Consider the following 26114-nt stretch of genomic DNA (forward strand, 5'->3'; position numbering starts at 1 on the left):
TTATTTCAATACGGTGCGCGTCCAACGGTTTACCCAGCTTTTCTGTTTGCGGGTCATTTGTGCGGTTCCGGGCGTATCGTGTTTTTCCGGAATTTTGGCAAAATCGAACACTTGCGGCAGTGCCGTACCCGGTACGGCAGGATAAACCCACATTTCAGACGGCACGGCTTGCTGAACTTCTTTGCTTTGCAGGAAAGACACCAGCTTCACCGCCAATTCGGGCTGTTTCGCACCTTTCAAAACCGCCGAGCCTTCGATTTGGCGGAATACGCCGCCGTTCAAAAACAGATTGCCGGTCGGCGGCGTGGTGTATTTGCCTTTGCTGAAGTGGACTTCGGCAGCCGGGCTGGTGGCGTAGCTGACAATCAGCGGACGCGAACCGCCGTTTTGGCTGAAATCAGTATAGTAGGCATCGCTCCAGCTTTTGGTTACTTTTACGCCGTTTTTACGCATATCCGCCCACCATTTGAAAGCATTGCCCTCGCCCATGCCGGCGATGTTGGCCATCAGGAAGCCCAAGCCGGGGCTGGAGGTGGCGGGGTTGGGTACGACCAACAGGTCTTTGTATTCGGGTTTGGTTAAGTCTTGCAGCGATTTCGGCAGAGGCAGGCCTTTTTGTTCGAACCATTTTTTATCGTAGTTTAACGTAACATACGCATAGTTCACGGCCAATGCGCCCGGCAAACCGGCAACAGTCTTCACGCTGCGCGGCTGATGTGGGGAAAGAATGCCGTTTTGCGAGGCTTTGCCGATATTGGCGTTGTCCAAACCGTAAACCGCGTCGGCAATCGGGTTGGCTTTGCTCAAAATCAGTTTGTTGAGCATTTCGTTGCTGCTGCCGGCTTTGATCAATACCACTTTCGCATCATTGGCCTGCTCGAAACGCGCAATGGTTTCTTTGGGCAGGCTGAACGATTTGTGTACCGCCAGACGCACTTCGGTTTGCGCCCAGGCATTCCATGCCAACAGGCACAGACCTAAGCCGAATAAGGTTGGTTTTTTCATGAAGTTTCTCCTTGCCGGAAATCAAACGGGAAATATCAGACGGCATTATACCGTTTGGCCGTCTGAAAATAAGTTTATTTGCGGTATCGGCGCGTGTATTCGATATACATTGTCCAAGGCCGTCTGAATTTTCAGACGGCCTGACCGTAAGGCGGAACGGTATCGGCCGTATTCATACGGTATCAGTTGCTATATGATACTTATCAGTAGATTGTTGTGTTTGACTTTTGTTTCGGGTAAACGATTTGATGAACGACCGTACTGTTTGGCTGTTTGATTTGGACAATACGCTGCACCATGCCGATGCTGGCATTTTTACTTTGATCAACCGGCATATGACCGCTTATCTGGCGGAACGTTTGGGCTTGGACGAAGAAGCCGCATCCGCTTTGCGCCAAGACTACTGGCACCGCTACGGCGCAACGCTCACGGGCTTGAGACACCATCATCCCGAGATTTGCGTCGACGAGTTCCTCCGCAGCAGCCATCCCTTGCCCGAGATACTGTCGGCACTGGTTCCCATGGAAAGTGTGGCGGAAACTTTAGGCCGTTTGCAAGGTCGAAAAACTGTTTTTTCAAACGGTCCTTCGTTTTATGTACAGAGTCTGACAGAGGCTTTGGGCATCCGCAGCCATTTCGAAGCAGTGTTGGGCACGGACGACTTCGGTTTGTTGAGCAAACCCGACGAACAGGCGTATCGGATTGCCTGCCGCCTTATCGGCGCAGATCCGGCCGACTGCATAATGGTCGACGACAGCGCAGACAATCTGCATCAGGCCAAAGCCTTGGGCATGCGGACGGTTTGGTTCGGCGCACATACGCATCCTCTGCCGTTTGTCGATTTCGCCGCAAAAGACCTGCCTGCTTTGGCAGATTGGGCGGAAACATTAAATCTCGCTCCGGCTATATAAACCGTTGCCGTACTCGGCTACAATATTATTCCAACTGTCATTCTGTTTATATTAATTTTTGAAATAGAGGGATTCCGTTATGCGTTATTCAGCACTGATTCTGATCGGCTTGGCACTCACAGGCTGTTCTTGGGAAACTTATCAAAACGCCGAAGGCAAAACCGCGCTGCGCCAGAAACACGCACCTGGTACGGCGGTGGTGTATCAGGACGGTTCTTATTCGCGCAATATGCAGTACAACCAATACCGCCCCGAGCAGCGTGTCGTGAAGCCCGCACCGGCCGGACACGATGTGCGCGGTACGCATTGGCAGAAGCCCGAAATGAAATAATGCGTTTTGAAGCAGTCGGAAATTTTCAGACGGCCTTATCACAAATATCGACTAAATAAAGAGCAAAACAATGACTACAACACCTTTGCATATCGTGATTCTCGCCGCCGGCAAAGGCACGAGAATGTATTCCAAGCTTCCCAAAGTGCTGCATGAAATCGGCGGCAAGCCGATGGTTGCCCGGGTAATTGACACGGCGCAAGCCTTGAATCCGGCCGGAATTACCGTCGTAATCGGGCACGGCAAAGAAAAAGTTTTGGAGCGTGTCAAACGTGATGTGAATTGGGTTGAGCAGGCCGAACAGCTCGGTACCGGCCACGCTGTTAAAATGGCTCTGCCGCACCTGCCCAAAGAAGGCCGCACGCTGGTGTTGTACGGCGATGTGCCGCTTACCGATGCGGAAACCCTGCAAAAACTGCTCGAAGCCGCCGGCAACGAAGTCGGCCTGCTGACCGATGTGCTCGACGACCCCACCGGCTACGGCCGCATCATCCGCGAAGGCGGCAAAGTGGTGGCGATTGTCGAAGAAAAAGATGCCGACGATTCCCAAAAAGCCGTGAAAGAAACCAACACCGGCATTCTCGTGTTGCCCAACGCCAAGCTCGAAGGCTGGCTGAATTCATTGCAAAGCAACAACGCCCAAGGCGAATATTACTTAACCGATCTGATCGCACTCGCCAATTCAGACGGCATCGCCGTGCATCCCGTGCAGGTTGCCGCCTCTTACTTGGCGGCGGGCGTCAACAACAAAGTACAGCTTGCCGAATTGGAACGTATTTTCCAAAACAATCAGGCGCAAGCCTTGCTCAAAGCCGGCGTTACCCTGCGCGACCCCGCCCGCTTCGATTTGAGAGGCCGTCTGAAACACGGCCAAGATGTCGTGATTGACGTAAACGTGGTGATTGAAGGCGATGTCGAACTGGGCGACGACGTGGAAATCGGCGCCAACTGCGTTATCTGCAATGCCAAAATTGCCTCAGGTACCAAGATCGCCCCGTTCTCCCATCTTGAAGGCTGTGAAGTCGGCGAAGACGGACGCATCGGCCCGTTTGCCCGTCTGCGCCCGAATGCGAAATTAGACAGCGGCGTACATATCGGCAACTTCGTCGAAGTGAAAAACACCGTGATGGGCAAAGGCAGCAAAGCCAACCATCTGGCTTACTTGGGCGACGCCGAAATCGGCAGCAAAACCAATATCGGCGCGGGTACGATTACCGCCAACTACGACGGTGTGAATAAACACAAAACCGAAATCGGTGATGAAGTCCGCATCGGCTCCAACGTCGTACTGGTGGCTCCGGTGAAATTAGGCAACAAAGTCACCATCGGCGCAGGCAGCTCGATTACCAAAAACTGCGAAGACAACGCCCTCGTCCTCGCCCGCGCGCGCCAAACCGTGATTGAAGGCTGGATTCGTCCTGAAAAGGAAGAAAAGGAATAATCCCGGTATCGGTTTGATGATAATTGAGAAAGGCCGTCTGAAAATTCAGACGGCCTTATTTATTGAAAAACACAGATTTTTCAGACGGCCTTATGTCGGGATAGATGAAGTTTGCCGTCACAAGCCGGCTGCATGACGATTTTTATGCTGAAAAGATATGTGTAAATAAAACCGATAATTATGAATAAATCCTAATTTGTTACCAAGGAAACATTCACAATAGTTTGATTATTGGCTTAAGATAAATCCAGCAGCAATCTTGGGCAATTCCGCATACAGGCTGTTGATTCTGAACGGTTTGGCCGGACAGCAATGATTATTGAAGTTATTTTCTTATATTATTCATACAGCTATGAAAAAAATCAAACTATACGGCCTGAAGCAACTCAAATACAGGTAAGATTTTTTATATGAGGCCGTCTGAAAAAAAGCCGGTCTTATTCCTCCAACCAACTGATACTAAGGAACAATTATGTGCGGTATCGTCGGCGCCATCCGCGCCAATCACAATGTAGTAGATTTTCTGACCGACGGTTTGAAGCGTTTGGAATACCGCGGTTATGATTCTTCGGGCATTGCCGTGAATATGGACGGCAAAATCAAGCGTGTCCGCCGTGTCGGCCGCGTGGCTTTGATGGAAGAAGCCGCCAAAGAAAAAGGCATGTTCGGCCATATCGGCATCGGCCACACCCGTTGGGCCACCCACGGCGGCGTTACCGAGCCGAACGCGCATCCCCATATTTCCAGCGGCACGATTGCGGTGGTGCACAACGGCATCATCGAAAACTTCGAAGAAGAACGCGCCCGCCTGCAAAAGCTCGGCTATATCTTCGAATCGCAAACCGACACCGAAGTGATTGCCCACAGCGTGAATCATGAATATCTGCAAACCGGTGATCTGTTTACAGCGGTACAGGCCGCCTGCAAACGTTTCCACGGTGCATTTGCGATTGCGGTTATGGCGCAGGACAATACCGAAAACATGGTAGTGGCGCGCATGGGCTGCCCGCTGCTGGTGGCATTCGGCGAAGACGAAACCTTTATCGCTTCCGACGTTTCCGCCGTGATTGCCTTCACCCGCAACATTGCTTATTTGGAAGACGGCGACATCGCCCTGCTGACTGCCAAAGGCGTAGAAAAACTGATCGATAAAAACGGCGAGCCTGCCGAGCGTGCGGTAAAAGTTTCCGAATTGTCGCTGGCTTCGCTCGAACTCGGCCCGTACAGCCACTTCATGCAAAAAGAAATCCACGAACAGCCGCGCGCAATTGCCGATACCGCCGAAGTATTCTTGGAAGGCGGTTTCGAGCCGGAAAACTTCGGCGACAAAGCGCGTGAAGTGTTCAACGAAATCGACAGCATTAAAATTTTGGCCTGCGGCACATCCTATTATTCCGCATTAACCGCCAAATACTGGCTGGAAAGCATTGCCAAAGTGCCGACCGACGTCGAAATCGCCAGCGAATACCGCTACCGCGACGTGATCGCCAACCCCAAACAACTGGTGATTACCATTTCCCAGTCGGGCGAAACCCTCGACACCATGGAAGCCCTGAAATACGCCCAATCACTCGGCCACAAACACAGCCTTTCCATCTGCAACGTGATGGAATCCGCCCTGCCGCGCGAAAGCGAATTGGTACTGTACACCCGTGCCGGTGCCGAAATCGGCGTAGCGTCCACCAAAGCCTTCACCACCCAACTGGTGGTATTGTTCGGCTTGGCCGTTACCTTGGGTAAAATGCGCGGCCACGTTTCCGAAGCACAGGCTCAGGCTTATGTTGAAGAACTGCGCCAATTGCCGGGCAGCATTCAGCATGTGATGAATCTCGAGCCGCAAATTGCCGCTTGGGCGCAGAAATTTGCCGAGAAAAACAGCGCATTGTTCCTCGGCCGCGGCATCCACTACCCGATTGCGCTCGAAGGTGCGTTGAAGCTGAAAGAAATCACCTACATCCACGCCGAAGCCTATCCGGCAGGCGAATTGAAACACGGCCCGTTGGCTTTGGTAGATGAAAACATGCCGGTGGTGGTGATTGCGCCGAACGACGTGTTGCTCGACAAAGTGAAAGCCAACATGCAGGAAGTCGGCGCGCGCGGCGGCGAACTGTTTGTGTTTACCGATCTCGACAGCAACTTCAACGAAGACAAAGGCGTGCACGTTATCCGCACCCCGCGCCATGTCGGCGTATTGTCTCCGATTGTTCATACGATTCCGGTGCAACTTTTGTCTTACCATGCCGCACTTGCTCGCGGCACCGATGTAGATAAGCCGCGCAATCTGGCTAAATCGGTTACGGTGGAATAAACCGATCGGCAGTTAAACAGAGGCCGTCTGAAAATTTTCAGACGGCCTTTTTCAGCCTTTATGTAAAACCGGGCAATACCGATGACAAATAAGTTATCCACATAATCGGTTGTGTTATGATTGCCCTCTTTTCGACACTTTTGGTAAAGGGTTTGGATTATGTCTTGGTCGGCAGCTGACAGCGCGTCTTTATACGGTATCCGCCATTGGGGCGACCGTTATTTTTCCGTAGGTGAAAACGGTCATGTGATGGTGAAGCCGAATGACGGCAGCGATATACAGGTGGATCTGTATGATTTGGTTTCCCAGCTTCAGGAGCGCGGGCAGGACTTGCCGATGCTGTTCCGTTTTCCCGATATTCTGCAGGACCGTGTGGCGCGGCTGTGTGCGGCGTTTAACCGCTCTATCCGCAAAAACGAGTATCAGGGCAAATATACGGCGATTTATCCGATTAAGGTGAATCAGCAGGAATCGGTGGTGAAAAACATTATCGTGCCGAAAAACGATCAGGTTTCGATCGGTTTGGAGGCCGGTTCCAAGCCGGAATTGATGATTGTGCTGGCGTTTGCACCCAAAGGCGGAACCATCGTCTGCAACGGCTACAAAGACCGCGATTTTATCCGTTTGGCTTTGATGGGCCAGCGTTTGGGGCATCAGGTTTTTATCGTTATCGAAAAAGAATCCGAAGTGGATTTGGTGATTGAAGAATCTAAAAACTTGGGCATCAAAGCCAATCTCGGCTTGCGCGTGCGCCTGTCTTCGTTGGCTTCCAGCAAATGGGCGGACACCGGCGGCGATAAAGGCAAATTCGGTTTGTCGGCGGCACAGTTGATTTCTGCTGTGGATAAGTTGACGGAGGCCGGTTTGCAGGATACGGTCAATCTGATGCATTTCCACATGGGTTCGCAAATTTCCAATATTGCCGATTACCGTGCCGGCTTTAAAGAAGCCGTGCGTTATTTTGCCGAGCTGCGCGGTTTGGGGCTGCCGATTGAGTATGTGGACGTAGGCGGCGGCTTGGGCGTGGATTACGACGGTACGCACTCGCGCAACCCGAGTTCCATCAACTACGATATGGGCGAGTATTCGCACACCATCGTTTCCATGCTGGCGGAATATTGTAATGAAAACAATATGCCGCATCCGAATATTTTTTCGGAATCCGGCCGCGCAATGACTGCGCATCATGCGGTGTTGGTGATGAACGTCACCGATGTCGAGCGTTTGCCCGATCAGGTTCCGCAGATTGAAGACGAAGAAAACTTATCGTTTGCCACCAAAAAACTGATTGCCTATCTGGATATCAACGACAGCGATATGGTCACGGAAACCTATTACCGTATCGGCCATTATCTGACCGAAGTTACCGAGCTGTATTTGGAAGGTAAGGTGTCGCTGAAAGAAAAAGCTCTGGCCGAGCAGCTGCATGCCGTGTTGTGCCGCCGTCTGAAACAGCAGCTTCAAGTCGGCCAGCGTTCTCAGCGTCAGGTGTATGACGATCTGACCGATAAACTGGCTGATAAATATTTCTGTAATTTCAGCGTGTTCCAAAGTCTGCCGGACACTTGGGCGATTGGTCAGGTGTTGCCGATTATGCCGGTGCACCGTTTGAACGAGCGTCCGACCCGCCGTGCGGTTTTGCAGGATTTGACTTGCGATTCAGACGGCAAAGTCAGCCAATATGTCGACCAGCAAAGTATCGAATCCAGCATGCCGATTCATGCCTTGAACGGCAAAGAGCCGTATTTGCTCGGCGTGTTTATGGTGGGCGCGTACCAGGAAATTCTCGGCGATATGCATAATCTGTTCGGCGATACCGATTCGGTGAACGTATATGTGCGCGACAACGGCGAGATTGTGTACGGCGGTATGGAGGAACACGATACTATCGAAGATATGCTCAACTATGTGCATTTGTCGCCGGAAGAAGTGTTGAACAAATTTGAAGAAAAATCCCGTTGGGCGAAGCTGCCGAACAATGAGCGCAACAGCTATTTCGCCGAATTCTGCCGCGGCTTGAAGCAAAGCTCGTATTTGAGTTTGGAAGACGAAGAATAAGGCTTTGCCGCAAACGCCCGATTCGGTTTGCTCCAGTAGTTTGATTTGATGAACACCATGAAAGGCCGTCTGAAATTTTCAGACGGCCTGCTGCTTTCTGCTAAAATTCCGACATACCTTTATTTCGGAAATCCATTATGAATATCCCCGCTATCCAATCTGCTTTGGCTGCCGTTGCCGTTCCCCGCAGCAGCCGCACGCTCGGCGGCGAAAAAGCCGTCAAACTGGTTGAGGAACGTGCAGACGGCCTGCATATTGCTTTGCAGTTCGGTTTCCCTGTCAACTTTATCCGTGAGGAATTGGTGCAAAATATTCAGACGGCCTTAAGCGGTCTGGTTGAAGGCCGAGACCTGCATGTGGATATGTCGGCGCAGATCGAAACGCACAAGGTTCAGCCGGGCGTTACCACCATCAAAGGTGTGAAAAACATTATCGCCGTTGCTTCCGGAAAAGGCGGCGTCGGCAAATCGACCACCACCGCCAATCTGGCCACCGCTATGGCAAAGATGGGCGCGCGAGTGGGCGTGTTGGATGCCGATTTATACGGCCCGAGCCAGCCGACCATGTTGGGCGTGGCCGACGGCAAGCCCGACCAAAACAACGGAAAATTAGTACCGGTGGTGTCGGAAAACGGTATCCAAGTGATGTCTATCGGCTTTCTGATCGATCCCGACCAAGCCGTCGTGTGGCGCGGGCCGATGTTGAGCCAGGCTTTGCAGCAGCTGTTGTTTCAAAGCGAATGGAACGATGTCGACTATCTCTTTATCGACTTGCCGCCGGGGACAGGCGACATCCAGCTGACGTTGTCGCAAAAAATTCCGGTTACCGGCTCGGTGGTGGTTACCACGCCGCAAGACATTGCCTTGATTGATGCGCGTAAGGCGGTGGATATGTTCGGCAAAGTCAATATTCCGATTTTCGGCGTGCTGGAAAATATGTCGGTACACATCTGCTCGAATTGCGGCCATGCCGAAGCGGTATTCGGCAGCGACGGCGGCAAAGAGTTGGCGGAGAAACTGCAAGTGCCGTTGCTGGGGCAGTTGCCGTTGAGCCTGCCGGTTCGCGAAGCCATGGACAGCGGCACGGCCCCCGCCCTGTTTGCCGAACATCCGGCCATTGCCGGGCTCTACACCGCCGCCGCCTGGCAATTGGCGCAAGCCGTAGCAGACAAAGGCCGCGATTTCAGCAGCCGTTTCCCGAAAATCGTGGTTGAGTAAACTAAAATCCGAAAAGGCCGTCTGAAAATTTCAGACGGCCTGTTTTGCAGGCAAGATGTTGTCTGAATCTGCCGATTATTTATTTATCATCATATCGCGCTACAGTCTGCTACAAGAAGCGTAAAATATGATATAAAGCCCAGTGAATCTTTTTCAAAGAAACCGCGTTTGCCGGCTTTTTTCCGTATCGGCAGACGGTATTTTTGAAAAGGTTTCTTTCCTGCCTACAACTAACCCCGTATTTGGAGTGCTCTCATGGAATTAGTGTTTATCCGTCACGGACAAAGCGAATGGAATGCCAAAAACCTGTTTACCGGCTGGCGTGATGTGAAGCTGAGCGAAAAAGGTATTGCCGAGGCGACTGCCGCCGGTCAGAAACTGAAAGAAAACGGCTACCAGTTCGACATCGCGTTTACTTCCGTATTAACCCGCGCCATCAAAACCTGTAACATCGTTTTGGAAGAAAGCGACCAGCTGTTTGTGCCGCAAATCAAAACCTGGCGTTTGAACGAGCGCCACTACGGCCAATTACAGGGTTTGGACAAAAAGCAAACCGCCGAAAAATACGGAGACGAGCAAGTGCATATCTGGCGCCGCAGCTACGACACCCTGCCTCCGCTGCTGGATCCGTCTGACGAATTTTCCGCACACAACGACCGCCGCTATGCCGGTTTGCCTGCCGATGTCGTACCTGACGGCGAAAACCTGAAAGTGACGCTGGCTCGCGTCTTGCCTTTCTGGCACGACCAAATCGCACCGGCCATTTTGAGCGGCAAGCGCGTATTGGTTGCCGCTCACGGTAACAGCTTGCGTGCTTTGGTAAAACACATCGAAGGCATTTCCGACGACGACATCATGGGCGTGGAAATTCCGACCGGTCAGCCGCTGGTGTATAAATTGGACGACAATTTGAAAGTGATTGAGAAGTTCTATTTGTAATCACTTGCCTGCTGTAATGCCAAAGGCCGTCTGAAAATTCAGACGGCCTTTTTATATTCGGTATTTCAACGTAGCGCCAAAACCATAATGGAAACGGTTTCCCCGTTCACTTCGCGTTTGTCGGTTTCCTGCCAGCCGTAGCGTGCATATAAGGCCTGCATATCCGGCGTATAGAGATAGAGCTTGTCGATGGACAGTTCGCGGGCGGCGGCAATACAGGTATCGACCAATGCGCCGCCTGCGCCGCAACCGCGGTGTTCGGGCAAAACAAACACATCGCCCAGCCAATACCGCTCCGCTTCATGATGCTTCAAATCATATTCTTTCAGTGAAGCCGAGCCGAGCAGATGGCCTTCGGCATCTTCGGCCATCCATACTTTCGGTAACACGGATTTGCAGGCCAATGCGTTGCGGTAGCGGTCGAGAATTTTCTCCATATTGCTCCACGGTGCGAAATCATGCCATTCGGTATGCAGCGCTTGAGCCAGTTCGTCGATATGGCGGCTGCATTCTGTTAAAGGCTTAATCGTTACAGTCATAAATTCAAAAAAGAACAGATAAAAAAACAGCATTATATGTTCAGACGGCCTGAACTCAAGCCTTTTCTCCGAGTCTGAAAGAAGATGGCTGTTGAGAAAGTAAAGCAACGGATTTCCGCTTCGGCACGGCAGCGGCAGTCTGTACAGTGTCAAAAATAAGCTGTCCGCCTCTTAACGCTGCTTTACCATAAAGCGTGCTTCGCGGATAATTACGCCCGATAGGTTTTTGGGTTATTGAATACAGAGTAATGAGGGAGTAACACAATCATGGCATTTTTAAAGTTAACCGCACAAAACGTACAAGGAAAAACCGTTTTAATCCGTGCCGATATGAACGTGCCGTTTAAAGACGGTGCCATCAGCGACGACACCCGCATCCGCGCATCGCTCGCGTCGATTCAATATTGCTTGGACAACGGCGCATCGGTGATTGTGATGTCGCATCTGGGCCGCCCCACCGAAGGCGAATTCAATCCGGAAGACGACGTGGCTCCGGTTGCCGCCCACTTGGGCAAATTGTTGGGCAAAGAAGTCAAAGTGTTGAACGACTGGCGCGAAAACAAACCCGTTTTGGCGGCAGGCGGAGTGGCCATGCTGCAAAACGTGCGCATCAACAAAGGCGAAAAGAAAAACGATTTGGAATTGGGCAAAGCTTATGCCGCGTTGTGCGACGTGTTTGTCAACGACGCATTCGGCACCGCCCACCGCGCCCAAGCCTCTACCGAAGCCGTAGCCCAAGCTGCACCCGTGGCCTGCGCCGGTGTGTTGATGGCCGGCGAATTAGACGCTTTGGGCAAAGCCCTCAAAGAGCCTGCCCGTCCGCTGGCTGCGATTGTGGCCGGCAGCAAAGTATCGACTAAACTCACCATTCTCGAGAGCTTGGCCGACAAAGTTGACCAATTAATCGTCGGCGGCGGCATCGCCAACACCTTCCTGCTGGCTGCGGGCAAACCCATCGGCAAATCGTTGGCCGAACATGATTTGGTGGAAGAATCGAAAAAAATCATGGAAAAAATGGCGGCTAAAGGCGGCGTGGTTCCGCTGCCGACCGACGTGGTGGTGGCCAAAGCGTTTGCCGCCGATGCCGAAGCAACGGTAAAAAATATCGACAATGTGGCCGAAGACGACATGATTCTCGACATCGGCCCGCAATCTGCCGCAGCCTTGGCCGAAGCCTTGAAAAAAGCCGGCACGGTGGTGTGGAACGGCCCCGTGGGTGTGTTCGAGTTCGACCAATTCGCCGGCGGCACCGAAGTGCTGGCCAAAGCAATTGCCGACAGCAGCGCCTTCTCGATTGCCGGTGGCGGCGACACTTTGGCGGCGATTGCCAAGTTCGGCATCACCGACCAAATCAGCTACATTTCCACCGGCGGCGGTGCGTTCCTTGAGTTTTTGGAAGGCAAAGAGCTGCCTGCCGTGGCGGTTTTGGAAAAACGCGCGTAAAGCAGCTTGGGCCGTTTGATTGGAAAATATCCGTTTTTTCAGACGGCCCCAGCCTTGCCGTACAAGACAGGCAACCGCCCAAACCGGCTTGAATTTCACTGCCTTGTGTCGTGTATGAATATTTAACTGTGTATAATAGCGCAATAATTTTTATTTGAATTTCATTATTCTGGAGATTTGTTATGGCACTTGTTTCCATGCGTCAACTGCTTGACCATGCAGCCGAAAACAGCTACGGCTTGCCGGCATTCAACGTAAACAATTTGGAACAGATGCGTGCAATCATGGAGGCGGCCGACCAAGTTAATGCTCCCGTGATTGTTCAGGCTTCCGCCGGTGCGCGTAAATATGCCGGTGCGCCTTTCCTGCGTCATTTGATTTTGGCGGCGGTTGAAGAATTTCCGCATATTCCCGTTGTGATGCACCAAGACCACGGCGCGTCGCCCGACGTTTGCCAACGTTCCATTCAATTGGGCTTTTCGTCCGTAATGATGGACGGTTCGTTGTTGGCCGACGGAAAAACCCCTTCTTCATACGAATACAATGTGGAAGTTACCCGTAAAGTGGTTGAATTTTCCCATGCCTGCGGTGTTTCCGTAGAAGGCGAAATCGGCGTATTGGGCAACTTGGAAACCGGTGAAGCCGGCGAAGAAGACGGCGTAGGCGCGGTCGGCAAACTGAGCCACGACCAAATGCTTACCAGCGTGGAAGATGCCACCCGTTTCGTGCGCGATACCGGTGTAGACGCTTTGGCGATTGCCATCGGCACCAGCCACGGCGCATATAAATTCACCCGTCCGCCCACAGGCGACGTGTTGCGTATCGACCGTATCAAAGAAATCCACGAAGCCCTGCCGAACACCCATATCGTGATGCACGGTTCCAGCTCCGTTCCGCAAGAATGGTTGAAAATCATCAATGAAAACGGAGGCAATATCGGTGAAACCTACGGCGTGCCGGTGGAAGAGATCGTAGAAGGCATCAAACACGGCGTGCGCAAAGTGAATATCGATACCGACTTGCGCTTGGCCTCTACCGGTGCCATCCGCAAATTTATGGCGGAAAATCCTGCCGAATTCGACCCGCGCAAATATCTGGCCAAATCCGTTGAAGCCATGAAGCAGATCTGCGTCGACCGCTATCTGGCGTTCGGCTGCGAAGGCCAAGCGTCTAAAATCAAGCCGGTATCTTTGGATGTGATGGCGGAACGTTATGCCAAAGGCGAATTGAACCAAATCGTTAAATAATACCGATTATTTGAGACAAAGCCCCCAAATGTTTCAGGGGGCTTTTTATATGGTTGATAAGGTTTTTATCGGTCATTGATTATTGAGGCCGTCTGAAAATTTTCAGACGGCCTCAAAGCTTGCATGGAATAATCAGTTCGAAGCAGTTTATTTCTTACAGGCTGCCGTGACTTTTTTTACTGCCGCATCCAGTTTTTTACCGTCGATTTCGCCGAAAACGGTTTCTTTGTGTCCGCATTTGACCGCTTCAACCGTTGTAAACGGCAGGCCGCCGACGGTATTGCCTAAAGATTTCATAAAACCGCGGCTGTCTTTGCCGTCGTAACGCCAAATCGGATAGCTGACCGGAGTCTGCTTTAAAAAAGCACCGATATTTTCAGGGTTGTCCAGCGCGATACCGACCATATCGACGCTGCCTTTTTTCTGCTTTTTATACCAAGCCGACATTTCCGGCATTTCTTTTCGGCAGGGCTTACACCATGTCGCCCATAGGTTTACAATGCGTACGGGTGCTTTGAGCGACGACAGAGATTGCGTTTTTGCGTGTTGCCAGTCTTTCAAATCCTGAGCGTGAACCACGCCGGATAGCAGCACGGCTGCTAAAAATACGGATAAGGTTTTCATTGCAGATCTTTCCGGCAAAAATGACAGATACCCGCCTATTATAGCTTTTTTCAGACGGCCTCAGAGGCGTTCATCGGTTTTACTGGAATGTTTTTGAGATAGAACAAAAGCTTACTGATTATTTCGTCCAATAATTCAAACTCTGATGCACGGATTCGGTGCGTAAGATATATTCGAAATAGGCGCGGCTATCAACCGATTGTTTATCAGTAACCACATATACCCATTTCCCGGTATTGGGATTTTCCCAACGGCTGAAATACAATCCCGAAGCATGGGCAGCCATACGCAAAGAATGTTCCGCACGTTTGCGTTGGCGGATGTTGCGGGCAAGTAAAGGATTGCGCTGAAGATAATCAGACAACTTCTGCCGGGTTTTATCGCGCTGTTCTTGGGTGCGCTCGATCGGCATAACAGTATAAGGTAAGGTTTGTAATATATTCATATGTTTTTCCTTAAAGTCATACTGGTTTTAAATCGGCTGCATCGTATCGTTTTTTCACCGTTTGCATTCGGTTGTGATATTTACAGAAATGCATCGAAATTAGAAGCATACATCATATTCAGACGAGGCGACAAAAATTAACGCTTAGTTTACAATCATATACATTATTTTAATTTTAAACCTAGTATTCCAGGAAAACAATCATGACCGAACAAGTTATGCTGTATCATAATAACCGTTGCAGTAAATCCCGTGCAGCAGTTTCCCTGTTGCAGGTTAGAGGTGTAAAGTTTAAAGAAATCAATTATCTAGATACGCCTCCGACATTGGCGGAATTGCAGGATCTGTTTGGCAAACTCGGATTGTCCAGCCCGCGTGACATGATGAGGGTTAAAGACAATCTTTATAAAGAGTTAAATTTGGATAATCCTGATTTGGATAATAATCAACTGTTTAACGCTATTGTCGAGCATCCTATACTGCTGGAGCGTCCGATTGCGGTTGTCGGAGGTAAAGCGGCCATCGGCCGACCGTTGGAAAACATAGAGGCAATTTTATAAAGCGGAAATCATCCGACAGCTTGCATGATGAATATATCGATTTTCCGAAGCCGCAGCGGTTTGCGTTATTACCTGATACGCGGTGTCGCCTTAAGCCTGTGTACCGTGTTGCTGGCATTTGCAGGCTGTGTTTGGTCTGTATACCGAACCGGCAAACAGACGTTGCCGCCGTCGGTACGTGCGGATGCCGCAGTTGTTTTGGGTGCGGCCGCTTGGGATAAAAGACCTTCGCCCGTATTCCGAGAGCGTATCAATCATGCCATCGCGCTTTATCAAAGCGGCCAAGTTGGAAAATTAGTGTTTACGGGCGGTTCGCCCAAAAAAGGCTTTATGACCGAAGCCCAAGTCGGACGCCGATATGCTTTGAAACAAGGTATTCCTGCCCACGACATCTTTTTTGAAAATACCTCCCGGGATACTTATCAGAATTTATACAACATCCAGCCGCTGTTAAGGATGCACAGTATCGACAGTATTATTATTGTCAGCGACCCTTACCACTTGGCCCGGGCGCAGGCGATTGCAGAAGACTTGGGCTTGAAAGCCCAGATATCGGCCACGCCGACCAGCCGCTATATCGACACCGCTAATAAAGCCAAATTCCTGCTTCAAGAAAGTTATTCGCTGTTTGCTTATTATGGCGGCAGCCGGTTTGAGAAATTATGGTCGATGGTTACGCGTTGATCGGTGGTAACGATAAAAAATGCTTGACAATAGCGTATGCGTTTAACTATAATTCACAGCTTATCGGGTCGTTAGCTCAGCCGGTAGAGCAGCGGACTTTTAATCCGTTGGTCGAAGGTTCGAATCCTTCACGACCCACCAAATTTAAAACAGACCGTAAACTGTGTTTACGGTCTGTTTTGTTTTATTTATAACGTTTATATTTGTTTTATCTTAAATATCAGGAATGAGGCCGTCTGAATTTTCAGACGACCTTATGTTATGCTTACCGTAGTGAAAACACGTTAAGCGGAACACCAAAGGGACTGTCCGGTTAACAGGCGGTTTGAGTCGGTTTGAAAGCAAGAAATGAAAAATAAAGTATGGACCTTTTTGAAACAGGGTATTCAGTTTTTGGTTCTTTGTTGGGTGATTTCGACAGCCGTCGACTGGTGGCGGAAACCGGAGCAGCCGGTTGATTTTGCCCGACAGCCTGTTACGCTGTTGTCGGGTAAAACGGTAACGTTGAACGATTTGAGTAAGGAGCAAACGGCGGTCGTTTATTTTTGGGGTTCATGGTGCGGTATCTGCACTTATACGTCGCCGACGGTCAACCGCCTGTATGAAGCCGGTATTCCGGTAGTGTCGGTTGCTTTACAGTCGGGTTCGGACGACGAGGTTCGGGCTTATTTGGCTGATAAACAGTTTGGTTTCGATACGGTTAACGATTCCGACGGGCGTTTGTCGGCTTCCTGGAAAGTGGCGGCCACGCCGACCATCGCTGTAATGAAAAACGGCAAAATGGTGCACAATACCAGTGGTTTAAGCAGCTATTGGGGGTTGCGTACACGTATTTGGTTGTCGGATCTGCTTTATTGAAAACGCGGTCTGTTGAAATTTCAGACGGCCTTTTATCGCCCGACCGTGTTTCGCAGGGTTTTCACCTGTTGCGGTATCAAAAAACGGTTTGTTTGCTATACAATTGCCTGTCGGTTTTGAGTAAGGACGGTTTCCAATGTATTTATGGTTCAAATTCCTGCATCTGTTTTTTATCATTTCCTGGTTTGCCGGTTTGTTTTACCTGCCGCGTATTTATGTGAATCTTGCGCAGATTGATACCGGTAACCGCATCGAATACCAACGGCTGCTGGGTATGGCGCAGCGGCTGTTTAAATTTATGACTCCGTTGGGCATCGGTGCAGTAGCGTTCGGTTTTGTCATTCCGTTTGTTACCGGCTGGTGGGGGCAAGGCTGGGTGCATACCAAAGTGACCATCGGCGTTATTCTTTTGGGCTACCATTTCTACTGCTACCGTCTTTTGGTTGATTTTCAGGAAGGTCGCAACCGCTATTCGCACAAATGGTATAGGGTATTCAATGAAATTCCGGTTGTCTTAATGATTGCCGCTTTATATCTTGTTGTCTTCAAACCTTTCTGAGAGGCCGTCTGAAAAATGACCGTGGAAATCGAACGCCGTTTTTTATTGGAAAACGATACTTGGCGCAGCCAAGCCGGTGCACCGCGCCTGATGAGCCAAGGTTACCTGAGTGTGGAAAAAGAGCGCACCATACGCGTGCGCATTGTCGGCGACCAAGCCTGGCTGACATTGAAAGGCTATATTTCCGACGTATCCCGCAGCGAATTTGAATACGAAATCCCGGTAGAACATGCGCGGCAGATGATGGAGACCATGTGTCCGTTTAAGCTGGAAAAACGCCGCTATGAAATCGAATACAAAGGTTTTCTGTTTGAAATCGACGAATATTTCGGCGATAACGCCCCTTTGGTTGTTGCGGAATTGGAGCTGCCGTCCGAACACACCGCGTTTGAGAAGCCCGAATGGCTCGGTGAGGAAATTACGTCCAACGGCAAATTTACCAACGCTTATTTGAGCAAGCATCCTTATTCGCAATGGGAACGGGAATAGGGCGTTACCGTCACCGCTATTGAGCCGTGACGGATAAGCCGTACCGCATTGCAGCTGCCGGTTGTGTTATGGCAGACCCGAACGGCAGATAAAAAAAGGCCGTTTGAAAATTCAGACGGCCTTTCAATACATTTTCCCCGATATTCAGAAAGGATTTAGATACAGTGCTTGTCAGAGCATGTGAGTAAGTGTTAACCAAGAGGCAGGGCGCCCCAATACTTTTAACGCTTTAAGCCGATACAACCAACCCCCATCGATTGCCCGACTTTATTTTTTATTAGAATCAGCGCCCCCGCTACTGTGCTTGTATGACACTTGACCAGTGCGATATTTATGACGCCGAGATTCTAATTTGACTTTTTCCCTTATTGTTTTAATTATATTTATCTACACAATAAATATAATTAAAGTTATATTTAACGCGATAACAGCGACGCGTATGTGTGAGTAAGCGTTTTCAAGTTGTGAACAGTATCTACAAAATTAATTACAAGTTGAACAACCTTTTCCCGAGCGGTCAAAAAATAAGCTTAAAAGTATCTGCTCTATAATCCATGTTGCTATTTATGCAATAAAAAGTGGTTTTTTAATCTTTTGGCGCAATTAATTTTGATAAAAATGAAATCGGCCGCTGTCTAAGCCGAACCATCAAAATCCGCTGCCTTAAAACCGTATATTCAAACCGTATTCTGAAAAGAAAAAGCAAAACTGCTAAAATATCTCTGTTCCGCTTGATGGCCGGCCACCGCAATAACCGGGCTTTCAGACGGCCTGCTATTGTTTAACCGAAGGAATTGTCTATGAACCGCAACGAACAGCTCTTCAACCGTGCCAAAAACATCATCCCCGGCGGGGTCAACTCGCCCGTGCGCGCATTCGGCAGCGTCGGCGGCGTGCCGCGCTTTATCAAAAAAGCGCAAGGGGCGTATGTGTGGGACGAAAACGATACCCGCTATATCGACTATGTAGGCTCGTGGGGGCCCGCGATTGTCGGCCACGCCCATCCCGAAGTGATCGAAGCCGTGCGCGAAGCAGCCTTGGGCGGTTTGTCGTTCGGTGCGCCTACCGAGGGCGAAATCGTGATTGCCGAAGAAATCGCCAAACTTGTGCCCAGCGTGGAACAGGTGCGCCTTGTCAGCTCCGGCACCGAAGCCACCATGAGTGCCATCCGCTTGGCTCGCGGTTTTACCCAACGCGACAAAATCATCAAGTTCGAAGGCTGCTACCACGGCCATTCCGACAGCCTGCTGGTTAAAGCGGGCAGCGGCCTGCTCACGTTCGGCAATCCCAGCTCCGCTGGCGTGCCCGCAGATTTCACCCAACACACGCTGGTTTTGGAATACAACAACGTCGCCCAACTCGAAGAAACCTTCTCCCAAATCGGCAACGAAATTGCTTGCGTCATTCTCGAACCGTTTGCCGGCAACATGAACTTGGTGAGGCCGTCTGAAAACTTCATCAAAGCCCTGCGTTCGCTTACCGAACAACACGGCGCGGTGCTGATTTACGACGAAGTGATGACCGGCTTCCGCGTGGCATTGGGCGGCGCGCAATCGCTGCACGGCATCAAACCCGACTTAACCACCATGGGCAAAGTGATCGGCGGCGGCATGCCGTTGGCGGCGTTCGGCGGCCGCAAAGACATCATGGCCTGCATCTCCCCGCTTGGCGGCGTGTATCAGGCGGGCACGCTGTCTGGTAACCCCGTGGCCGTGGCCGCCGGTTTGAAAACCCTCGAAATCATCCAACGCGAAGGCTTCTACGAAAACCTCGCCAAGCTCACCGAACAACTGGTTAAAGGTTTTCAGACGGCCTCGAAAGAAGCCGGCGTTACTTTCAGCGCCGATTACGTCGGCGGCATGTTCGGCCTTTACTTTGCCGACAGCACGCCGCAAAGCTATGCCGACATGACCCGCTCCAACATCGAAGATTTCAAACGCTTCTTCCACGGCATGCTCGAGCGCGGCGTGGCGTTCGGCCCGTCTGCCTACGAAGCCTGCTTCATGTCTGCCGCGCATACGCCTGAATTGATAGAAGAAACTGTTACTACCGCCAAAGAAGTATTTGCCGAGATGGCTAAATAAACTGCTTGGCTTTCAATAAAAATACAGAGGCCGTCTGAAATTTTCAGACGGCCTGTTTAATATACTTATAGTAAATAAGGTTATTAATTGAGGTGGTTTGGAATATCAGACGGCCTCAGGTTTAAACCGTCTCAAATTTAAGACGCGCGCAGAATTTTGCGGATGGCTGCCAATTGGCGTCGGCTCACGGCCAAAGGCTCGCTGATGTCCAATACCTGTGCGGCCCAAGTGGCATTGCCTTCGTCTTCGTCATTGTCGAGACGGATCAGGCAATCCAAAGTGTGGCGGAACACCAAAGTATTGCGGTGTACGCGGATGACTTTGTCGCCCAAGATTTCTTCCCAATGAACCAAAGTTTTCGGCAATTCATAGCTTTGGCCGTCACCGGTAAACAGAAAAACCGTTTTATGCTCGGCCAAGAGATAACGCGCCTGCTGCCACGGGATTTCGATCATGCGGTCGCGGTTGAACACTTTGAAATGGGTAAAGTTGTCGGACAATTCTTTTTTCTTTTCCCGAACACGATCCAAAGCGGTTTGCAAACGGGAAATTTTAATCGGCTTGAGCAGGTAATCCACCGCTGCCAGCTCGAAAGCACGCAGCGCATGTTCTTCGTAAGCCGTGGTAAAAATAACTTCCGGCTGCTTCTTTGCGATGCGTTTTATCCTCTCGACCAATTCCAAACCGGTAATTTCGGGCAGGCCGATATCTGCAAAGACAATGTCTGCCTCATGCATACTCAGCCAGTCCAATGCCGGTTGGGCGTGATGGAATACCTTGAGCAGCACGATGTTGCATTCATCGAGCAAAACGCGCAAGCGCTCCGCAGCCAGTACTTCATCTTCAACAATAATCGCGCTCAGCATATTTACACAATGGTCTCTAGTTGTTCTTGTGTGAGTATCGTAACGTGAAGAATTGTTTATATCAATACTGAAAGGTGTAAAGATATGTCGGCTATGATATGTGCATTATTGAGTGAAAAGCGATTTCCATGCCGATAAAAAACGGCCGAAACTTTCTTGCTCGGCCGCGTTGTCGTAAATGGGGAAAAATCGGCAGGTAAAATTTGCCGCTGGCATTATCAACTTATTAATTCATCTGTAATTTTTTGTAAAAACCGGAGTCTTGACTCCGATACGGAACCTTGCTCGGCAGCGGCTTTGACGGCACAACCCGGCTCGGCGCGATGGGTACAGTTATGAAAACGGCATTGACCGGCCAAGTCGCGGAAATCGGGAAAATAATACAACAATTGCGAGGCGTCCAAGTGGTGCAGGCCGAATTCCTGCAGGCCGGGGGAGTCGATCAATTGGGTTTCGCCGTCCAAATCATAGAGTTGGGCATGGGTGGTGGTGTGCCTGCCCGAATCCAGTGCGGCGGAGATATCGCCGACGCGCGCGGTTTGGCTGCCCAGAAGGGCATTGGTCAAAGTGGATTTTCCCATGCCGCTTTGGCCGAGGAAAATATTGGTATGGCCGTGTAAAACAGGTCTGAGGCTGTCGGCATTGTCCAGCGCGCTGACTTCGATCACCGGATAGCCTAAAGACTCGTAGAACTTCAAGCGCTCGCGCCAAAATGCGGTTTCGGGCAAATCGGCTTTGTTCAGCAGTATAACGGGACGGATATTGCCTGCTTCGGCAGCCAGCAGGGCGCGCTGCAGCAGTATTTCGCTGGGGCTGGGCACGGCGGCCATGACAATCAGCAGCTGGGTTACATTGGCGGCAATCAGCTTGGTTTTCCAGCTGTCTTGGCGGTAGAGCAGGCTTTCGCGCGGCAGATAATCTTCGATAACCGCCTGCTGTTCGTTGATGGGGGTAATTTTGACGCAGTCTCCGCACGCAAAATCCACCCGTTTTTTGCGGGTGGTGGCATCAAAAGTGTGCCCGTCGGCCGTGCGTACGATGTAGCGGCGGCCGTAACTGGTGATGATTTGTGCGGTGTTGTCGGTCATAAAGAAAGGCCGTCTGAAAAATTAATCATATGCGGATTCTACCGTAAGCGGCTGCGCCGTGTCGGTTTTTCGGCCGACAGGGCGTGGTATGCCGTTTATGAAAAGCTTTCTGCCGGAGGCCGTCTGAAAATTCAGACGGCCTTTTTCAATGCGCGGATACGGGCACGCGCTCCGGGATGGGAGGCATAAAAACGTTCGTACCATTTGTCGCTGACCAAACTGGCGGCATTGCTGCGGTAGAGTTTGGTCAATGCGGAAATCAAGTGTTGCGCCGATACGGTTTGTGCGGCAAAACGGTCGGCTTCAAACTCGTTTCTGCGCGACATCAGGCTGGCCAACGGGGTAAATGGAAACGTAAATACCGGCAGCACCAGCAAAAACAGCACCAAAGCCATTGCATGGCTGGCATGGCCGACGCCTAAGCCTTGATAAAACGCGGCCTGAGGCATCAGCCAGCCTAATACCGCCAACACGCCCAAAGCCAAAACGAAGGTAACGGCCATCTGCCGGATGATGTGTTTGTGTTTGAAATGCCCGAGTTCGTGTGCCAAGACGGCTTCGACTTCGTCCGGTTCCATGTCTTTCAGCAGCGTGTCGAAGAAGACGATCCGTTTGTTTTCGCCCAAGCCGGTGAAATAAGCATTGCCGTGCCCGGAACGCTTGCTGCCGTCCATCACAAAAATACCGTTGCTGCGGAAGCCCGTGCGCGACAGCAAATCTTCAATCTGATTTTTCAGACGGCCTTCAGGCAAAGGTTCGAACTTGTTGAACAGCGGTGCAATCCATTTCGGAAACGCCCACATCAGCAGCAGAGAAAACGCCAGCCACAACAGCCATACCCAAAACCACCAAGCCGCGCCGGCTACGCCCATCAAATAAATCACCGCATACAGCAAGGGCACGCCCAACACGGCGGCCAGCAGCAGGCCTTTCACACGGTCGCCGAAAAACGTTGCCATGCTGCTGCGGTTAAACCCGAATTTGGCTTCCAAACGGAACGTCGCATACCAGTCAAACGGAATCGACAAGACACTGCCCGCCAACACAAACAGCGCAACCAACAGCACGCCTTGTGTCAATAGGCCGTCTGAAAATTTCATGCTCAAACCGGCCAACAGATTCAAACCGCCGCCGAATGTAAACACCATCAGCAAAAAGGCGTCGAACAAAATCCGATAACGCGCCAAACGCTGCTTGGCCAAAGTATAAGCCGCCGCTTTTTGGTGTTCGTCCAGCGAAACCGTTTCGCTGAAATCTTCCGGCACGCTGCCGTAATGAAGGCGCACGGCACGGCTCTGACGGATGGAAAGATAGAGTTGCAAAGCTGTGGAAAACACGAAGAAAAACAGGAAAACCTGATAAACCAATTGTTCCGTCATAAACCGCCTTAGAAATAAATATTGAATAATCAAAAACTTGAGAAATAGAATGTTGCCGAAAAAATCAGTTATCCACAGATTTTTGTGGCACAAATCATACACGCTCTGCCCACAGCCGGCCGGTATGCTGGCATTTTAACAGGGGACGGATTAGAATCCCAATCAGCAACTTTTCATGTTTTCATTCTGTTCTTCCAATCAGAGAAAACATAATGAATTACCGCCCTTGTTTAACAAGGGCTTTTTTTTCTCTATCGAAACCATGCTCGAAATCCTCTACCGCGACGCACTCTGCATCGCCGTCAACAAACCTGCCGGTATGCTGGTTCACCGCAGCTGGCTCGACCGCCACGAAACCCGTTTTGTCATGCAGACCCTGCGCGACCAAATCGGCTGCCATGTTTTTCCCGTGCACCGCTTAGACCGCCCCACTTCGGGCGTCTTGCTGTTTGCACTCAACAGCGACGCCGCCCGGTTCATCACGCAGCAATTCGAGCACAAACAGATACGTAAAACCTATTGGGCCGTGGTTCGAGGCCGTCTGAACGGCAGCGGCACCATCGACTATCCCTTAAAAGAAGAAGCCGACAAAATCGCCGATCCGTTTGTCGATCCCGACAAAGCGGTGCAGGAAGCCGTAACCGGCTACACCTGTTTGGCCGGAATCGAGCTGCCTTTCGTGTCGGCCAAACGCTACCCGACTTCGCGTTATTCGTGGGTGGAGTTAACGCCGCACACCGGCCGGAAACACCAACTGCGCCGCCATATGAAGCATATTTTCCACCCGATTGTCGGCGACACCACGCACGGCGACAACGCGCAAAACCGGGCCGTTGCCGAGCATGTCGGCACCACGCGTTTAATGCTGCACGCCCGTTCGCTGACGTTTGTCAGCCCTGAAACCGGCCAAACCGTCGAGACAACCGCTCCCGTTGACGAAGCATGGGACATTTGGCTGCAGCGGTTCCGACATCCATAGTGTTTCATATTCGGGCATTCGGTTTTGACGGTAGCGGTTTTATATTCGTAATCCATTGATTTTTATCTTTCGATTAACAAGAGGCCGTCTGAAAATTCAGACGGCCTCCCGTGTTTCTTTCCATGATGCGGGCAACCCGACAGCGCATTTCTGATAGAATCACGGCTCTGATTAAACGGCTTAACATTATGAATATTTTTTACGAAGAATCTGGACAGTTTAAAGTAGCGTTTATCGTTCAGAAAAACAACGCTACCTATCAGGTCGACACCCAGCACGGCAAGCGCACCAAAGTCAAAGCCGCCAATATCTTTATCGAATTCGAAGGCGATATGAATGCTTTTCTCGAAAAAGCCAACGCCGAAGCCGCCGAAATCGACACCGATTTACTGTGGGAAGTGTGCGGCGAGGCAGAGTTTTCCGCCGAAGACATTGCCGAAGAATATTTCGGCCACAAACCTGCCAAAACCGAGCTGGCGGCCACACTGATCGCCTTATACGCCGCGCCCATGTATTTCTACAAAAAGGCCAAAGGCATTTTCAAAGCCGCTCCGGAAGACACCCTCAAACAGGCACTGGCCGCCATCGAACGTAAAAAACAGCAGGAAGCCCAAATCGACGCATGGATAGAAGAATTAAAACAAAACCGCCTGCCGTCTGAAATTTCCGCCGATTTGAAAACCATTCTGCATGCGCCCGATAAGCAGACGTTGACCTACAAAGCCTTTACCAAAGCCGCCGAAATCATGAAATTGTCGCCTTTTGCGTTGGCACAGCAAACCGGCGGCGTCCACTCCGTTTCCCAATACCTGCAAGACGGCTTTGAAATCAAATATTTCCCTAAAGGTACGGCAATCGGCAATATCGACATTCCCGAATTGGCCGCGCTGCCGCGTGCCGGCGTATCTGCATTCTCGATTGACGATGAAAGCACCACCGAAGTGGACGACGCCCTCAGCCTGACCGATTTAGGCAACGGCGGCAAGCGCGTCGGCATCCACATTGCCGCTCCGTCTTTGGCCGTTGAATCCGGCAGTCCGATTGCCGAAGCCATCAACAACCGCCAAAGCACGGTTTATTTTCCCGGCGGCAAAATCACTATGCTGCCCGACAACTGGATTGCCGCCTTCAGTTTGGACGAAGGCGCATACCGCCCGGCCATCAGTATTTATTTTGATGTAGATGCGGAATTTAATGTCGGCGAACCCGTGTGCAAAATCGAAGCGGTCAATATCGTTAAAAACCTGCGTATCCAAGACATCGAACCGCACTTCAACGCCGAAACCGGCCTGAACCCCGACAACGGGGAAGCATTCAGCCACCATCATGAGCTGGCGTGGTTTTACCGGTTTGCCGTTGCCCGTCAAAAAGCCCGCGACAAATATGAGCCGGAGCGTGCGCCGCAATACGATTACAGTATCGGGCTGGCCGAAGACGGAACGGTGTCGGTTTCCCGTCGGGAACGCGGTTCGCCCATCGATACGCTGGTGAGCGAAATGATGATTCTGGCCAACAGCACTTGGGCGGAAATGCTGGACAGCAACGATCTGCCCGGCCTGTTCCGCGTTCAACCGAGCGGAAAAGTGCGCATGAGCACCAAGTCGGAGCCGCATATCGGCATGGGCGTGCAGCATTACGGCTGGTTCACTTCGCCGCTGCGCCGCGCTGCCGACTACATCAACCAAAAACAGTTGATCAGTCTGATTGATAACGGCGCGCAACCGCTGTACCGCAACAACGACACCGATTTATTCGCCGCCCTGCGCGATTTCGATACTGCTTACAATGCCTACGCCGATTTCCAACGCCAAATGGAAAGCTATTGGAGCTTGGTTTACCTGAAACAGCAAGGCATCAAAGAGCTGACGGCCACATTGCTGAAAGAAGATTTGGTGCGCATCGACGGCCTGCCGTTGGTTGCCCGCGCAACGGGTATTCCGTTCGACACCCTGCCGAAAGCGCAAATACGTTTGTCGGTGGCGGAAGTGGATGCGGATAAGCAGTTTGTCGCACTGAATTATCTGAAAGCCGTTGCGCCTGTCGAAGCGGCAAGTGAATGA

At 51.0% G+C, this 26114-nt stretch carries 24 protein-coding genes and 1 tRNA gene; 18 read left to right on the top strand and 7 right to left on the bottom strand.

Annotated features, from left to right (window positions below):
- Positions 1–1005 carry a thiamine ABC transporter substrate-binding protein gene (locus EL309_RS05805; RefSeq protein WP_004284497.1) on the bottom strand — a complete coding sequence of 335 codons (1005 nt, stop codon included), beginning with the start codon at positions 1003–1005 and terminating at the stop codon, positions 1–3.
- Between the two features lie 248 nt (positions 1006–1253).
- Between EL309_RS05805 and EL309_RS05810 the strand changes: the two genes are divergently transcribed.
- The 7 genes from EL309_RS05810 to EL309_RS05840 all read left to right on the top strand — a co-directional run bounded on the left by EL309_RS05810 (position 1254) and on the right by EL309_RS05840 (position 10210).
- Positions 1254–1916 (top strand): pyrimidine 5'-nucleotidase, encoded by a 663-nt coding sequence (locus EL309_RS05810; RefSeq protein ID WP_004284498.1) that lies wholly within the window; start codon positions 1254–1256, stop codon positions 1914–1916.
- Between the two features lie 79 nt (positions 1917–1995).
- A complete protein-coding gene (locus tag EL309_RS05815; RefSeq protein ID WP_004284500.1) occupies positions 1996–2247 on the top strand; it encodes a hypothetical protein in 252 nt (83 codons plus the stop codon).
- A 70-nt stretch (positions 2248–2317) separates the two neighbouring features.
- The gene (gene glmU / locus EL309_RS05820; RefSeq protein ID WP_004284501.1) at positions 2318–3688 is read left to right on the top strand and encodes a bifunctional UDP-N-acetylglucosamine diphosphorylase/glucosamine-1-phosphate N-acetyltransferase GlmU; all 1371 of its coding nucleotides are present in this window, start codon (positions 2318–2320) and stop codon (positions 3686–3688) included.
- A gap of 472 nt (positions 3689–4160) precedes the next feature.
- Entirely contained in the window at positions 4161–5996 is a 1836-nt protein-coding gene (glmS, locus tag EL309_RS05825; protein WP_004284504.1) for a glutamine--fructose-6-phosphate transaminase (isomerizing), read from the top strand.
- A gap of 159 nt (positions 5997–6155) precedes the next feature.
- Entirely contained in the window at positions 6156–8054 is a 1899-nt protein-coding gene (speA, locus tag EL309_RS05830) for an arginine decarboxylase (RefSeq protein WP_004284505.1), read from the top strand.
- 137 nt (positions 8055–8191) lie between these two features.
- Entirely contained in the window at positions 8192–9271 is a 1080-nt protein-coding gene (gene apbC / locus EL309_RS05835) for an iron-sulfur cluster carrier protein ApbC (protein WP_004284507.1), read from the top strand.
- Positions 9272–9526: 255 nt separating this feature from the next.
- Positions 9527–10210 carry a 2,3-diphosphoglycerate-dependent phosphoglycerate mutase gene (locus tag EL309_RS05840; RefSeq protein ID WP_004284508.1) on the top strand — a complete coding sequence of 228 codons (684 nt, stop codon included), beginning with the start codon at positions 9527–9529 and terminating at the stop codon, positions 10208–10210.
- A gap of 65 nt (positions 10211–10275) precedes the next feature.
- On the opposite strand, the gene EL309_RS05845 is transcribed toward EL309_RS05840, so the two are convergent.
- Positions 10276–10782 (bottom strand): GNAT family N-acetyltransferase, encoded by a 507-nt coding sequence (locus EL309_RS05845; protein WP_004284510.1) that lies wholly within the window; start codon positions 10780–10782, stop codon positions 10276–10278.
- Between the two features lie 234 nt (positions 10783–11016).
- Here EL309_RS05845 and EL309_RS05850 point away from each other — a divergent pair, with 234 nt between their 5' ends.
- Positions 11017–12192: a phosphoglycerate kinase gene (locus EL309_RS05850; RefSeq protein ID WP_004284512.1), complete on the top strand. Its 1176-nt coding sequence runs from the start codon at positions 11017–11019 to the stop codon at positions 12190–12192.
- 182 nt (positions 12193–12374) lie between these two features.
- Positions 12375–13439 (top strand): class II fructose-bisphosphate aldolase, encoded by a 1065-nt coding sequence (fba, locus tag EL309_RS05855; RefSeq protein WP_036494459.1) that lies wholly within the window; start codon positions 12375–12377, stop codon positions 13437–13439.
- Between the two features lie 147 nt (positions 13440–13586).
- On the opposite strand, the gene EL309_RS05860 is transcribed toward fba, so the two are convergent.
- Both EL309_RS05860 and EL309_RS05865 read right to left on the bottom strand, forming a co-directional pair.
- Positions 13587–14063 carry a TlpA disulfide reductase family protein gene (locus EL309_RS05860; protein ID WP_004284515.1) on the bottom strand — a complete coding sequence of 159 codons (477 nt, stop codon included), beginning with the start codon at positions 14061–14063 and terminating at the stop codon, positions 13587–13589.
- A gap of 118 nt (positions 14064–14181) precedes the next feature.
- Positions 14182–14508 (bottom strand): hypothetical protein, encoded by a 327-nt coding sequence (locus tag EL309_RS05865; protein WP_004284517.1) that lies wholly within the window; start codon positions 14506–14508, stop codon positions 14182–14184.
- Between the two features lie 203 nt (positions 14509–14711).
- Here EL309_RS05865 and arsC point away from each other — a divergent pair, with 203 nt between their 5' ends.
- From arsC to hemL, 7 genes are all read left to right on the top strand, one after another.
- Positions 14712–15068: an arsenate reductase (glutaredoxin) gene (arsC, locus tag EL309_RS05870; protein WP_004284520.1), complete on the top strand. Its 357-nt coding sequence runs from the start codon at positions 14712–14714 to the stop codon at positions 15066–15068.
- Between the two features lie 27 nt (positions 15069–15095).
- Positions 15096–15752, top strand: coding sequence for a YdcF family protein (locus EL309_RS05875; protein ID WP_172795991.1), 657 nt, complete (start codon positions 15096–15098; stop codon positions 15750–15752).
- A 65-nt stretch (positions 15753–15817) separates the two neighbouring features.
- Positions 15818–15893, top strand: a tRNA-Lys gene (locus EL309_RS05880).
- Positions 15894–16100: 207 nt separating this feature from the next.
- Positions 16101–16610: a protein disulfide oxidoreductase gene (locus tag EL309_RS05885; protein WP_004284522.1), complete on the top strand. Its 510-nt coding sequence runs from the start codon at positions 16101–16103 to the stop codon at positions 16608–16610.
- A 136-nt stretch (positions 16611–16746) separates the two neighbouring features.
- Positions 16747–17169 carry a CopD family protein gene (locus EL309_RS05890; protein ID WP_004284523.1) on the top strand — a complete coding sequence of 141 codons (423 nt, stop codon included), beginning with the start codon at positions 16747–16749 and terminating at the stop codon, positions 17167–17169.
- A 15-nt stretch (positions 17170–17184) separates the two neighbouring features.
- Complete coding sequence (locus EL309_RS05895) at positions 17185–17658, top strand: CYTH domain-containing protein (protein ID WP_004284524.1); 474 nt, start codon at positions 17185–17187, stop codon at positions 17656–17658.
- An 800-nt stretch (positions 17659–18458) separates the two neighbouring features.
- The gene (hemL, locus tag EL309_RS05900; protein ID WP_004284525.1) at positions 18459–19742 is read left to right on the top strand and encodes a glutamate-1-semialdehyde 2,1-aminomutase; all 1284 of its coding nucleotides are present in this window, start codon (positions 18459–18461) and stop codon (positions 19740–19742) included.
- A gap of 137 nt (positions 19743–19879) precedes the next feature.
- Here the strand turns inward: hemL and EL309_RS05905 are convergent, their stop codons facing one another.
- The 3 genes from EL309_RS05905 to EL309_RS05915 all read right to left on the bottom strand — a co-directional run bounded on the left by EL309_RS05905 (position 19880) and on the right by EL309_RS05915 (position 23075).
- Positions 19880–20608, bottom strand: coding sequence for a LytR/AlgR family response regulator transcription factor (locus EL309_RS05905; RefSeq protein WP_004284526.1), 729 nt, complete (start codon positions 20606–20608; stop codon positions 19880–19882).
- A 218-nt stretch (positions 20609–20826) separates the two neighbouring features.
- On the bottom strand, positions 20827–21696 hold the full coding sequence (rsgA, locus tag EL309_RS05910) for a ribosome small subunit-dependent GTPase A (RefSeq protein WP_004284527.1): 870 nt from the start codon (positions 21694–21696) through the stop codon (positions 20827–20829).
- 131 nt (positions 21697–21827) lie between these two features.
- The gene (locus EL309_RS05915; protein WP_004284529.1) at positions 21828–23075 is read right to left on the bottom strand and encodes a M48 family metallopeptidase; all 1248 of its coding nucleotides are present in this window, start codon (positions 23073–23075) and stop codon (positions 21828–21830) included.
- Between the two features lie 262 nt (positions 23076–23337).
- Between EL309_RS05915 and truC the strand changes: the two genes are divergently transcribed.
- Together truC and EL309_RS05925 are read left to right on the top strand one after the other, a co-directional pair.
- Positions 23338–24054, top strand: a complete 717-nt coding sequence (gene truC, locus EL309_RS05920) for a tRNA pseudouridine(65) synthase TruC (RefSeq protein ID WP_040669938.1) — start codon at positions 23338–23340, stop codon at positions 24052–24054.
- A 188-nt stretch (positions 24055–24242) separates the two neighbouring features.
- A complete protein-coding gene (locus tag EL309_RS05925; protein ID WP_004284532.1) occupies positions 24243–26114 on the top strand; it encodes a ribonuclease catalytic domain-containing protein in 1872 nt (623 codons plus the stop codon).

Source organism: Neisseria weaveri, from assembly GCF_900638685.1.
Taxonomy (GTDB): domain Bacteria; phylum Pseudomonadota; class Gammaproteobacteria; order Burkholderiales; family Neisseriaceae; genus Neisseria; species Neisseria weaveri.